The organism is Xenorhabdus sp. KK7.4 (assembly GCF_963876465.1).
Lineage (GTDB): Bacteria > Pseudomonadota > Gammaproteobacteria > Enterobacterales > Enterobacteriaceae > Xenorhabdus > Xenorhabdus stockiae.
Genome location: NZ_CAWNQF010000075.1, coordinates 25,329 through 38,764, shown reverse-complemented (window position 1 = coordinate 38,764; position 13,436 = coordinate 25,329). Strand labels below are relative to the sequence as shown.

Annotated in this window: 10 protein-coding genes; 7 read left to right on the top strand and 3 right to left on the bottom strand. The window is 43.0% G+C overall.

Features of this window, described 5'->3' with window-relative positions; translation table 11 throughout:
* The first annotated feature begins 135 nt into the window (after positions 1 to 135).
* The 4 genes from AACS90_RS12230 to AACS90_RS12215 all read left to right on the top strand — a co-directional run bounded on the left by AACS90_RS12230 (position 136) and on the right by AACS90_RS12215 (position 5,316).
* Entirely contained in the window at positions 136 to 1,023 is an 888-nt protein-coding gene (locus tag AACS90_RS12230) for an EamA family transporter (protein WP_099122922.1), read from the top strand.
* Between the two features lie 21 nt (positions 1,024 to 1,044).
* Positions 1,045 to 1,641 carry an NADPH-dependent FMN reductase gene (locus AACS90_RS12225; protein ID WP_099122921.1) on the top strand — a complete coding sequence of 199 codons (597 nt, stop codon included), beginning with the start codon at positions 1,045 to 1,047 and terminating at the stop codon, positions 1,639 to 1,641.
* A 297-nt stretch (positions 1,642 to 1,938) separates the two neighbouring features.
* Complete coding sequence (aspT, locus tag AACS90_RS12220; RefSeq protein WP_099122920.1) at positions 1,939 to 3,630, top strand: aspartate-alanine antiporter; 1,692 nt, start codon at positions 1,939 to 1,941, stop codon at positions 3,628 to 3,630.
* Between the two features lie 33 nt (positions 3,631 to 3,663).
* On the top strand, positions 3,664 to 5,316 hold the full coding sequence (locus AACS90_RS12215; RefSeq protein ID WP_099122919.1) for a bifunctional aspartate transaminase/aspartate 4-decarboxylase: 1,653 nt from the start codon (positions 3,664 to 3,666) through the stop codon (positions 5,314 to 5,316).
* A 130-nt stretch (positions 5,317 to 5,446) separates the two neighbouring features.
* On the opposite strand, the gene AACS90_RS12210 is transcribed toward AACS90_RS12215, so the two are convergent.
* On the bottom strand, positions 5,447 to 6,844 hold the full coding sequence (locus AACS90_RS12210) for an MFS transporter (protein WP_099122918.1): 1,398 nt from the start codon (positions 6,842 to 6,844) through the stop codon (positions 5,447 to 5,449).
* A 107-nt stretch (positions 6,845 to 6,951) separates the two neighbouring features.
* Between AACS90_RS12210 and AACS90_RS12205 the strand changes: the two genes are divergently transcribed.
* Together AACS90_RS12205 and AACS90_RS12200 are read left to right on the top strand one after the other, a co-directional pair.
* A complete protein-coding gene (locus tag AACS90_RS12205) occupies positions 6,952 to 7,749 on the top strand; it encodes a helix-turn-helix transcriptional regulator (protein ID WP_099122917.1) in 798 nt (265 codons plus the stop codon).
* A 46-nt stretch (positions 7,750 to 7,795) separates the two neighbouring features.
* Positions 7,796 to 8,233, top strand: coding sequence for a DUF3574 domain-containing protein (locus AACS90_RS12200; RefSeq protein ID WP_099122916.1), 438 nt, complete (start codon positions 7,796 to 7,798; stop codon positions 8,231 to 8,233).
* Between the two features lie 54 nt (positions 8,234 to 8,287).
* Here AACS90_RS12200 and AACS90_RS12195 read toward each other — a convergent pair whose 3' ends face one another.
* Together AACS90_RS12195 and AACS90_RS12190 are read right to left on the bottom strand one after the other, a co-directional pair.
* A complete protein-coding gene (locus AACS90_RS12195) occupies positions 8,288 to 8,902 on the bottom strand; it encodes a pyridoxamine 5'-phosphate oxidase family protein (RefSeq protein ID WP_371635585.1) in 615 nt (204 codons plus the stop codon).
* A gap of 58 nt (positions 8,903 to 8,960) precedes the next feature.
* The gene (locus AACS90_RS12190) at positions 8,961 to 9,386 is read right to left on the bottom strand and encodes an N-acetyltransferase (protein ID WP_099122915.1); all 426 of its coding nucleotides are present in this window, start codon (positions 9,384 to 9,386) and stop codon (positions 8,961 to 8,963) included.
* A gap of 880 nt (positions 9,387 to 10,266) precedes the next feature.
* Between AACS90_RS12190 and AACS90_RS12185 the strand changes: the two genes are divergently transcribed.
* On the top strand, positions 10,267 to 13,371 hold the full coding sequence (locus tag AACS90_RS12185; RefSeq protein WP_099122914.1) for an autotransporter domain-containing protein: 3,105 nt from the start codon (positions 10,267 to 10,269) through the stop codon (positions 13,369 to 13,371).
* Positions 13,372 to 13,436 lie beyond the last annotated feature (65 nt).

The window sequence follows — 13,436 nt, the reverse complement described above, 5'->3', positions numbered from 1 at the left end:
ATAGGCTATTATTTTAATTTATCTTTACATAAAGATACTTTTAAAAATGCAGTTTACAGTTAATTTTTAGCATCTATACCCAATGAATTGATAGATGAGACTGTAAACAAAGGAAAAATAACACAGGAAACTATAATGCTCCGTAATCTTATGCTTACTGCATTAGCACCAATTGTATGGGGAAGCACTTATGTTATTACTACTGAAATGTTGCCACCTAATACCCCCTTACTTGCTGCAACTCTCAGAGCACTACCTGCCGGAATTTTATTACTGTTAATTTGCCGTACATTTCCAAAGGGAATATGGTGGCTTCGTCTGGCTATTCTCGGGTTATTAAACATCGGCGCCTTTTTTTATTTCCTTTTTATGGCTGCTTGGTACCTTCCCGGCGGAACAGCCGCTTTGATTATGTCATGCCAGCCTATTTTTGTTATTTTGCTAAGTACCTTTCTACTCAAAACCCCGCTGACGAAAATGCATATCGTTTCAGCAATTCTCGGAATTATAGGTATTGCACTTCTCGTCACCAATGCAAACACTCGTTTAAACTGGCAGGGAATTATTGCTGGTTTTGCCGGTTGTGGCTGTATGGCATTGGGTGTTGTTTTAACCAAATATTGGAACCGCCCCACTAATTTATCGTTACTAAGTTTCACTGGCTGGCAATTAATGTTAGGTGGAATGATGTTACTGCCCGTGGCTATTTTAACTGAGGGAATACCTCACCAGATTACATTAACTAATATCTTCGGCTATGGTTATTTATGCCTTATCGGCGCAGTCTTTTCTTACATTATTTGGTTTAGGGGAATTGAAAAACTACCGGTTGTCACAATATCTTTTTTAGGTTTTATGAGTGCATTATCGGCGTGCATACTTGGCTTTGTTTTTTTAAACCAAACGTTTTCTTTCTTCCAATTTATCGGAGCCTGCATCATTATTACTGCGGTTTGGTTTTCTATACCCAGAAATAGGATCCAGACAGCTCCACAACCCTACAACCTTAAAAAGGCAAATTAAAAATAAAAGGAGCAGTACCGTATGAAGTTAACCTTAATCTCTGGTAGTCAGCGTCAGAATTCTAATAGCCAGCTTATAGCCCGTTATTTGCAAAAATTGAGTAGTGAATATGGATTTACTGATATCAAATTTCTTGAATTATGTAATGTAGATCTTCCTCTTCATGATGGCTATACAACCGATATATCAGCAGAATCACATCCGTGGCAGGCCATTGCTCATCATTTAAGAGACAGTGACGCTTTTATTTTTGTCTCTCCTGAATGGCATGGAATGGTACCACCAGCCCTGAAAAATTTATTGTTATATTGCTCTGTGACCGAATTAGGACATAAGCCCGCATTATTAACCAGTGTTTCTAGTGGCCCAAATGGAGTTTATCCTATCTCCGAACTGCGTATGACTGGTTTTAAAAATAACCATGTCTGTTTCCTGCCTGATCATTTAATTTTCCGTCAGGCTGGTAATTTAATTTCTCCTGAATTGGTTTGCAGTGATACAGCATTTGAAAATCGGGTTCACTATACATTAAAGCTACTTAAATCTTATGCCGAAGCTTTGAAGCATGTACGCGACGCTATTGGTGATGAAATGCAACAGTATCCGTACGGTATGTAAGGAAATTGTATTAAGTTTTAAAAATATATTTTCCGTCTTTCAGGTTGCAGCCTTACTGGCTGCAATTATTCATCCTAAGTCCCGTTTTTATATCTCTATATTTTTGGGAATGAAATGCCGTCTCCCTGTCTCTTATTTTATCCCCGTATTTGTCGTATCGGGCGATCAAAATTCATACTGCATCAAATGTGCTAAATTTAGTGGAGCGGCTTAGATTATTTCGCTTATCACATTAAAAGCCAGTCATTCTGTAATCCATTGCTAATTTCTATCTAAGAAAACAAAGGAGCTAATTTAATGGCCTGGTTACATGAACTTTTTAGCCTTTCTCCTGAAATTGCACTTTTTCTCGCTTTGGCTGGTGGCACATGGTTGGGGAGGTTCAAACTAGGAGCATTCCAACTGGGTGGTGTAGCCGGCGCACTGGTTGTCGCCGTGTTGATTAGTCAGGTTGGTGTCAGTATCGGCGACGGAATTAAAAATGTCCTATTTGCCCTGTTTATTTATGCTGTCGGCTTTGATAGCGGGCCTAAATTCTTTTCCTCACTGGGCCGTCAAACGCTACGTGAAGTCGCACTTTCTTTGGTACTGGCAGTGAGTGGGCTGTTGACACTCGTCGTCATGGCAAAACTTTTCTCTCTTGATCAAGGTACCGCTGCGGGCATCGCCGCAGGTGCATTAACACAATCCGCGATCATCGGCACCGCTGGTGCAGCCATTGCTAAACTTGATCTGGCTCCGGCACAGATACAGCAGTTGCAAGGCAACGTTGCCGTCGGTTACGCAGTGACTTACATCTTCGGTTCCCTTGGTACCATCATTATCTGCGTTAACATCCTGCCCAAAATAATGAGGCGATCCATTCGGGAAGATGCGATGAAAGCCGAGCTGGATTTACTCAAAGGAGCACCTTTATTATCCGCAGACCAGACGCCTGCTCTACCGGGTATTGTGGGCCGTCTCTATGAGGCCGGGCCGGCAAAAAATATACACGTCTCAGAACTGGAAGCGTTAGCTTCTCCACAGTTCCCCGTTACGCTGGAAAGACTCAAACGCGGAGGAGAAGAAATTCATGTTACACCGGATCTCCTCCTTATGGAGAATGATGTTTTACTTCTGGTCGGGCGCCGACAAGGTATTGTCGCTCTGGCTAAGCATCTGGGTAAGGAAGTGCTGACCGAACATGGGCCATCGATGGTCATGACAACCAGTGAAGCGTTGGTGGTAAACCCGGCCTTTATTAATAAGCGGCTTGCAGAACTCCGCACTCAGGTAGCCTCCGATGTACGTCATGGTATCTATGTCATCAGCATAAAACGTGGAGAAAATATGCTGACCCTCTCTGATGATACGGTCATCAAGCATAACGACGTGATAACGCTGTACGGCAGCGAACAGGATATTCAGCGAGCGATATCACTGGTCGGCGCTTCTCTGGTGAAAAGCATCAAGACAGATTTGCTTTTTCACTGTCTGGGTATTGCCGTTGGCCTGTTAATCGGCCTGCTAATAGTACGTATTGGCTCAGTACCTCTTACGCTGGGAAGTGGCGGTGGCGCACTTCTATCCGGCCTGCTTTTTGGCTGGTATCAGTCGCGTAAGCCACTGAGCGGTAATATCCCCAGCGGTGCCTCTTCAATCCTTCGTGATTTGGGGCTGGCCGGTTTTGTGGCCGTAGTAGGACTGCAATCAGGCCTGCAAGCGGTTGAAACCATTCGCTCAAGCGGTATTTCGATTTTTCTTATTGGTGTGGTGGTCACTGTTGTGCCGTTGATGATTACGCTATTTATCGGACGTTATCTCCTACGCTATGACAATGCCGCCATTTTTGCCGGAGCCTTGTCGGGAACCCGCAGTGCTAATCCCGCTTTTGGTGAAGTTCTCAATAAAGCCGGCAATGCCATACCAACAGCTCCTTTTGCTGTGACGTATGGTTTAGCCAATGTGTTCCTGACTTTATTAGGCCCACTCATCGTTGCTATTGCGTAAGCCAATGTAACCTTTACAAGTGGAGTAAACTACATGTCTAAACAACAGGATAAGTATGCTGCTCTCAGTCCTTTTGAACTTAAAGATGCGTTGATCCAATTGGCGTCAAGTAAATCCGGACGCACGATGCTCAATGCAGGTCGTGGGAACCCGAACTTTCTGGCAACCTTACCGCGCCGGGCGTTTTGGCGTTTAGGTCTATTTGCCACTTCAGAAGCTGAGCTCTCCTATTCTTATTTGCCGCATGATATCGGTGGATTGCCCCGAATTGAGGGTATTGAGGCGCGCTTTGATGAGTTTCTGTCAGCAAACCATGACCAACCCGGTATCTCTTTTCTCGCCAGAGCCGTCAGCTACGTTCGTGATCAACTTGGTCTGTCAGCTTCTCAGTTTCTGCATGAAATGGTTGAGGGAATTCTCGGAGCCAACTACCCAGAACCTCCTCGTATGCAGCGGATTAGTGAGCAGATTACCCGAGAGTACATTGTAAAAGAAATGGTAGGCGGTCTGGTTTCAGCACATGATGTGGAACTTTTTGCTGTTGAGGGCGGCACAGCAGCAATGACTTATCTGTTCAATAGCCTACGCAATAATGGTCTGGTGAAAGTCGGTGATAAAGTGGCGATAGGCTCCCCCATCTTTACGCCTTATATTGAGATCCCTCAGCTTGAAGATTTTCAGCTTAAGACGGTGATGGTACAGGCGTCACCCAAAAACCGCTGGCAGTATCCCGACAGCGAGCTGGAGAAGTTGTTAGATCCTTCGGTAAAAATATTTTTCTGCGTAAACCCCAGTAACCCGGCTTCCGTTAAAATCGATGAGCATGGTTTGGAAAAACTGGCAGACATTATCCGTCAACGCCCTGATTTGATTATTCTTACCGATGATGTTTATGGCACCTTCGCTAATGATTTTAAATCCCTTTTCGCGACCTGCCCACGGAACACAATTCTGGTTTACTCATTCTCCAAATATTTTGGCGCAACCGGATGGCGTCTCGGTGTAATTGCGTTACACCGTAACAATATTCTCGAGCAGAAATTGGCTGCTTTACCTGCCAGTGAGAAAAAACGCTTGAATAAGCGTTATGAGTCCCTCACCCCTGATGTCAGTGCCCTGCGCTTCCTTGACCGGGTTGTTGCAGACAGCCGCAGCGTGGCGCTGAATCATACCGCCGGATTATCCACCCCACAGCAGATTCAGATGGTACTGTTTGCTCTGTTTTCCCTGATGGATAGTGATAATGGTTATAAATCCTCTGTAACCAAGATCATTCGTCGGCGTCAGGCGGTGCTATATCGTGAACTGGGCATTGTTCAGCCTGATGATGAAGAATCCGTTGATTACTATACGCTGCTTGATCTGGAGGAAATATCCCGCCGCATTTATGGTAATGCGTTCGCAACATGGGTGAAGGGTACGGTTGATTCAACTCAGTTCCTGTTTAAAATCGCTGAAGACACCGGCATTGTGATGTTGCCAGGTTCGGGTTTCGGCACCCTGAACCCCGCAGGCAGAATATCGCTTGCCAACCTCAATGAGTATGAATATGCCACTATCGGCAAGGCGTTGAAAAAATTGCTTGAGGAATACTTTGTTGTTTTCACAAAAGAGGGAAAACACAAATCAAATGTCTCCCCGAGTAAAGTGAATAAAAAAGATCGTTCTAAGATAGATAGTTATTAAATTTAATAGGTGGCTATTAAGTTGAACTTCTATCAGAAAACGGAGCCTGGAAGACACGCTGATACGCCACTCGCCTGCTACGACGATAGAGTGCAAAACTTTGCACTCTATCGTTCAATGACCTTAGTCATTATGGAGCGGTTCGATTCAACGCTCTCAACAGACAAAATGCAACAAAAGCAGCAGCGATGTTATAAAACATTCCACTAACCAAGGCATTTTGGTATCCAATAAAAGCAGAAACACCAGTAATGTCTAATTTCCATTGAACCAGAATACTGACAATAGCAACCCCAAAAGCAGCACCAACTTGCTGTAGTGTAGAGACAATACCTGAAGCCATTCCGGCAAATTTGGCATGAACAAAAGCCAGCACAATATTAAGCAATGGTGTCATCACAAAACCCTGCCCGTACCCCAAAATGGTAACAACTGGAATGATTAACAGTAAGTTAGAGTTAACCTGTAATTGAGCGATAACAACAGCCAAAACAATAAATGAGACAAAATATAGCAGTGCTCCCGCCACAATAGCCCGATTCCCGAATCGTTTAACCCAATAAGGCGCCGTGAGTGAAGATAAAACAAACCCAATACTGGCGGGTGCAAAAATTAGTCCGGCATCTATGGCAGCAAGACCCAGACCACTTTGTAAAAATAATGCAAAAATGAGAAAAAATGAACTGGACGTGGAATAGATACACAAAACCAATAAGCAACCTAATCGGAACTGTCTGTTTTTCAGTAACTCGAAATTGAATAATGGCGTTTTTCCCTGATAGACATAACGCCTTTCATGTCGTACAAATTGTGACAACGTCACCAATGATAACAAGAGCAGTAACCAACACCATGCTGGCCATCCCAGGACTGGACCGACTAAAAGTGGCGACAATAAAGCAAAAATACTAATACCGGAAAGTGCGACGCCTCCCCAGTCCAACCCTGTTTTTTCCTTCGCCTTGCTCTCAGGAATATAACCAGAAAAAATCAGTGCCAGTATCCCGACAGGGATATTAACGAGGAAAATAGATCGCCATTGTAAATCCCAGAAATTGGCCGATATCATCCATCCGCCTAAAATTTGCCCTGCGATAGCAGCAAACCCTAAAGTCATACCCAGTAATCCAAATGCCTTGCGTGCGTTGTCCCCCTCGAAATTAACACGAATACAGGCATATACCTGTGGAAATAATAGTGCAGCAGCAAGGCCCTGCAAGAAACGAGCGATAATTAAAGTATTTGCGGTTGGCGCTAAACCACAAAGTAATGATGTGAATGTAAAGGTAAGAATACCCAACTGAAATAACCGCCGTCTGCCAAACAAATCGCCTAAGCGACCACCGGTAATCAGCAATAAACCGAATCCAATTTCATAGGTCACAATGACCAGCGTAACCTGAAATATACTTGCCTGTAAGTGGGTCTGAATATTGGTAACGGCAATATTGACAACAAACAAATCAAAAATAGTCATAAATCCAGCCAGTAATAATACGGACAGGGCTAAATAATCCTTTTTAGTCATAATCAAAATCCTCTTGCTATTTGAAATGAAGAGGATTTTAGTTCTCATATTATCCTGTTACAATTTAACCAATTATACTATTACTAAAAGCAATGGGATTGAGCTCAATGTCAAAGTTAAAAAGAACTCGTACTGAATTGGCCAATTTTTTGCGTACTAAAAGAGAAAGTATCAGCCCTGAATCTGTCGGACTACCGCACATTGGCCGACGGAGAACATCGGGATTAAGACGTGAAGAAGTCGCGGCTTTAGCTGGTGTTGGCCTGACATGGTACACATGGTTAGAACAAGGTCGGGAAATTGGAGTATCGGCAACTTTTTTGGATAATATCGCCAGCGTTTTTAAACTCAATTCAGCAGAACGCCGACATCTCTATTTACTGGCTCATATGCGTGAACCTATTACCACCAGCCAGACGCGAAGTTTTATTTCTCCCCTGATCAAACGATTGATGGGGGATTTATCTCCTCATTTAACGTATGTATTAAATCTATATTGGGATGTGCTGGAATTTAACCAGCAGGCCGATGAGTATTTTCATTTCAGCCAGATAAAAGATGAGCAACGCAATTTATTATGGCTATTATTTACCAATAATCACTACCGTGAATTATTACCAAATTGGCAACAGGATGCTTATAAAATGTTAGCCAGTTTCAGACGCGATTATGCAATAGCCTCAAAAGATAGTTATGTTCAGGATCTGGTGAATAAATTACTTAAAATTTCCCCTGATTTTTATGAAATGTGGCATCGGCATGAAATCTATGAACCCTGTAATGGAATGCGGTCGTTGAGTATTAATCAGCAGATTACTTCTTTTGAGTACACCTCAATGACCATTGATTTAGAAAAATATCTACGTTTAATTGTTTATGCGAAACTGACACCCTCCTCGCGTTAAAAAACAGGAACTTTATCAATACAAGATATCCGTAGAGAAACAGTAAATGAAAAATACCCCAATACTGGTTGCCGCAGCAATAACCGCCCTGTTGTTAAGCAGCTGTGCAGTACCAAACCGTAATACCATTTCACCAACATCCTCGCAGGTTTGTCGCACAGGTGATCCCATGATCCAGACTACGCTCTATTTTGGCCTGAACCGTCCGTCAGGGCCGGTGATTACTGCCGCCGAGTGGCAAACATTCATCGACCAACAGGTCACGCCGCGCTTTAAAGACGGACTGTCGGTGTTTGATGCGAAGGGACAGTGGTTAGGTAACAATGGCAAGCTGGCTCGCGAAAACAGCAAAGCGTTACTGTTAATCCATACTCAGGGCAAGAAAAGCGAAACAAATATCGAGGCGCTACGCAGCAGCTATAAACAGCAGTTTGTGCAAGATTCAGTAATGCGGGTAGATGCGCCGGTATGTGTAGCGTTTTGAGAGATATCCCGGCAATACGCCGGGATAAGGGATCTTTACTGACACCTGAATAAATTAGTACAAATTGTCTTTCAGTCTCTGATCTAAGTGAGTGTCGTATTCAACATCATCAAACTCACTTTTGCTCAATGCCTTGAGAACATAGCCCGGGCTGGGTAAGGCACTACGGTCAATCTGAGTTGATGCATCCCATAAACCTGAACGCATAATGGCGCGGCTGCATTGGAAGAAAACTGCATCAACCGTAATCCGCAATACAGATTGCGGTAAAATATTACGATGGGCAAAACGTTCTAATATTGACGGCGTAACCAGAATTTCTGCCCGACCATTAATACGCAGTGTCTCGCCAATACCCGGAATTAACAGTAACAATGCAACACGATTATCATGCAGAATATTACGCAGGCTATCAATACGATTATTTCCCCTTCGATCAGGCAAGATTAGCGTCTTTTTATCCTCGATATGAATAAATCCCGGCTGATCTCCCCGGGGTGAAGCATCCAGCCCGTCTTTGCCCGCAGTCGCCAACATGGCAAATGGTGCTGCTTCAATAAATGGCCGATAAGCCGGATGAATATGGTCAGTTTCTTTAAATACAGAAGCCCCTACTGGCTTTCCGTAAATTTGCTCAAGTTCAGTAATATCAGTAACAATTTTATCCATTATGGAATCTATCCTCATATCAACCCGTAATCGGCTCTGTTTTATAGGGTAGGCGTATTTAATTGCGAAAATGCATCACATATTCAGAATGCCCTGTCACCTCATCTTTACCCTCTTCCGCTACATAAAAACCTTGTGACAGGTAAAAATCATAACTGCTTTTGTTTTCCTGATAGACGGACAGGGTAAGTTCAGTTCTGCGACTTTTAGCATCCATGATCAATTTCTTACCCACTCCCTGCCCCTGACTATCAGGTGATACAAAAATTGCAGCTAATATATCATTATGTAACGCATAAAAACCGATGGCCTTTTGGTTTTGAGTATAGACATACACTTCAGATGCCGGAATATAGATATTCCTCATATTTTCAATCTGGGATTGCCAAAAATCAGCCGCGACGAAGTGGTGTGCTTTAATGGACGCCTCCAGCCAGATTGCCAGAACCGTGTCCATATCTTCTCTTAAAAATTTTCTGATCATTATTATTCCAATGTTTTCTCTTTTTTGAGTACAGATATGATAAATGAAGGTTTAATGAAATTTGGAGGATAAGGAATTATTTTTTAGTAGAGTAAAAAATTCCCCACTACTGCGCACGACATTCTTTTCAGAAGTAAACCCTAGATCCAAAAAAATTTTTTTGGAATTATATTATTTAATAAAGTTACAGATAGTTGTGAAGCCATATTTTATTTCAATACTATTGCTATATTGTAAAAAAAAATCAGATAACTCTTTTTCAGCCTATTTGCTCACACATTAACCTCTTGTTAGTTTTATAAAACTATGAGCTAAACCAGAATCCAGATTAATTATCTATTATCACGTTTTTAAATAGCTATTTTTCTGTGTATTAATGAAAATGAGTTTAGTCATAAAAATAAAATCTCATTATGATTACAGATAAGAAAATTAAATTAATAATGGAGTTTAAAAAATAAACCAGACAAACAAAAAACAATCTAATTAAATCAGCTTGAAGTATTTTTTTTATTATTAAAATAATAAATTTTATTTGTATATAAATGTAAAATAAAGAAAATTAAAATTATGTCATTGATTTTAAATAAAAAATAAAATTAATAATATGTAAACAAGATGTTTATTTTAAGTTAATTTAAATCTTGCCTTTGCGATGAAAATATTATTTCATAGAAACTCGCTGGCATTCTGCTGATATTAATTTCGTGCATATTAATTTCTGTTATCAGATTTATTTCTACAATAATCATTTATTGTGGGATGGGGTTTGGCTGCCAGTTATATAAACAAAAAATAACCTTTTTATTATAAGAGGCTTCTGATTATTTATTAAAAATAAATCGGAATGCCTCACTATATGGAAAATAGGCCTATTTCTATGAGAAAAAACAATTCCGTAAAACCTATTGTTTTGTGGGTGACATTATTGTGTGGACTTTTACCTGCTACTGCTGCCATCGCTGATAGCGGTTATCAAGAACAGGGGCAGTTAAATTCACCTGATAGCTGGTTATCAGAAGAGTTTAAACGCCAGTGGGGGTTAACTACTATTGGTGCACATTATGCCTATGCCCGTGGATATACCGGGAAAGGGATCAATGTCGGAGTGCTGGATGAAGCAGTAACCCCCCATCCTGAATTTGCAAACAAACTGAGAAGATTAAGCCCGGAAGATCCAGTCAATTTTGACGAAGATATTTGGACAGATATCATTGAGTTCGGCGCTCATGGTAACCATGTCGCCGGCACTATTGCGGCAAACCGGGACGGTACAGGGATGCATGGAGTTGCATTTGATGCTGGCTTGATCACCGGTAAATATTTACAAAATGAATTCAACCGAACAGAAGCGATGATCCAAAGTAATGCCCGGGTTATCAATAACAGTTGGGGGGTCCGCCCTCAGATAAGACGGGATATAAACGGCAATCCGATAAGGCGACCAGATGGTACATGGGACTATGTTAAAACCACTCTGGAGGATGTCCGTAAATATGTTGAGAAGGATAATCTTAGAGAGAAATTGGATCGTTTAAGCCAATCAAAAATCCCTGAATCAGATGATTATACAACCAGAACAGCGGGCTTATTACGTGCTGCGCGACATGGAAAATTAGTTGTTTTTGCGGCAGGAAATGCCAACAACTATAACGTTACCTGGTTGCATGCGGGTATGCCGTATTTCTTTCCTGACGTTCTGAAAAACTATCTCAGTGTCGCCAACATAACGCAGGACAAGGAGCTGGCTCTGTCATCAACCAGTTGCGGATATACCGCCAGTTATTGCTTATCTGCACCGGGCACCCGAATTTACAGTAGTACCGGTAAATTTGTTTCAAAAACAGGTGGTGTAATAAACGAAGATGCTCTGAATAAGGGGGATCTTGAGATTGATTCTTCCTATGATACCTATACTGGTACATCTATGGCGGCACCTCATGTCGTCGGAGCCGCGGCTGTCCTGATGCAACGCTTCCCTTATATGACCGCGGGGCAAATTTCTGATGTCCTCAAAACTACAGCGACAGATTTGGGTGAAAAAGGCATTGATAAACTCTATGGCTGGGGAATGCTTAACCTGAAAGATGCCATTGATGGTCCGAAAATGTTTATCACGAAGGACGATATTCCTGAAGAATTCCGTATTTCCGGCTCCTATACTGATACGCAGTTTGTCGCAAATGTCGCCGGAAAAGGGGGAATAATAGTAGAAAAAGTCATAAAAAAAGGCACAAATATAGAAAAGATAGAGCGGGTATGCGACAGCATCGAATGTACCTACGACTACTGGAGTAATGATATTTCCGGTCACGGTGGGTTAACTAAAACCGGTAAAGGCATGCTGGAACTGACCGGTAAAAACAGTACCTATCAAGGTCCTACCCTAGTTGAACAGGGCCAGTTACAGGTCAGTGGCGGCATCACTTCTAAGGTGACGGTACATGAGGGTGCCACACTGAGCGGAAACGGTACGATTGGTTCACTCACCGCTCAGAGCAGCTCCTATATTGCCCCCGGTAATGTGGGCCCCATGAATACTGATTTAATCGGCACACTGAAAGTTAACAACGGTGTGACTTTTGAAGCAGGCTCAAATTACCTTGTTGAAGTCGCCAGAAATACCGCTGGGTTGAGTGACCGTATTTATGCTGGCGGTTTAGCCACGTTAAACGGTGGCAAGGTTGACGTTAGGTTAGAAAACAGCAGCAACCTGCTGCTTTCAAAACAAGAAGTTCGCAGCCTGCTGGGTCAGCAATACAATATTCTACAGGCCCACAAAGGTATCAATGGTCAGTTTACTGCCGCTTCACCTAATTATCTGTTCATTGGCGCTCAATTGAACTATCAGCCGAATAGCGTCATGTTAGATATCAATCGTAACGCCACCCCATTTGCCAGTGTGACAAAAACCGCCAATGAGCGCACCATCGCCAACGCTGCGGAGAAATTGCATCTGGGCCACCCGGTTTATGAAAGTATTTTGATGTCGGATACGGCGCCACAGGCGGGCAAGGCCTTCCAGCAATTATCTTCCGGTCAAATCCACGCCGATATTGCATCTGCACAAATCAATGGCAGCCGTTACCTTCGTGATACTTTGAATACGCGTCTGCGTCAGGCTGACACCGGATTGGCCAGTCAGGATATCAAAGCTGACCAAAACGGGGTCTGGGCGCAGATCAGCAGTAACTGGCAACGCACCAACAGTAACAGTGAAGCCAACGGTTATCGCATGTCTAACTACGGCGTATTTCTGGGGGCTGATCGGGAAGTAGCCAATGACCTGCGTCTCGGGATGGCTACCGGTTTCACCCGCTCTTCCCTGCGTGGCGGTGATAATACTTCCGCAGGCAGTGATAACTTCCATCTGGCATTTTATGGCAGCAAACAACTGGATGCTCTGGCCTTGCGTACCGGCGTAGCCTATAGCTGGCACCGGTTTGATACCGAGCGTTCAGTGGCCTTCGGTCGTCAATCTGACAACCTGAAAGCCAAATACGGTGCGCAAACCGGGCAGTTGTTTGCGGAAGCCGCTTACGGGATCAACCCGGACTGGCTGAATCTGGAGCCTTTCGCCAACCTGTCCCATGTTAATTTCCGCAACGATGGCATCAATGAAAAAGGCGGGGCCGCTGCCCTGACCGGTAAAAAACAATCGAAGAATGCCACCCTCTCGACATTAGGTTTACGTGTAAATCAAAACTGGCAAACGCAGGATCAACTGACGGTCGGCATGTATGGTGAGTTAGGCTGGCAACATCAGTTCGGTAATGTCAAACGCGACAGTCAATTGAGTTTCAGTAACAGCGATGTGTCATTTACGGTTAACAGTGTCTCCGCTGCACGTGATGCGGCAGTCATTAAAGCCGGCACTTCCCTGAGCATTAATGAAAATACCAAATTATCAGTGGGATACAACGGTGTCTTATCACGTGGTCACAAAGATAACGGCGTATTCTTAAATGCCAACTGGAAATTTTAGTCAATAAAAAATCCCAACTCACTGCCCACCAGCAGTGAGTTTTTTTCTTTATTCATGTTTAAAGA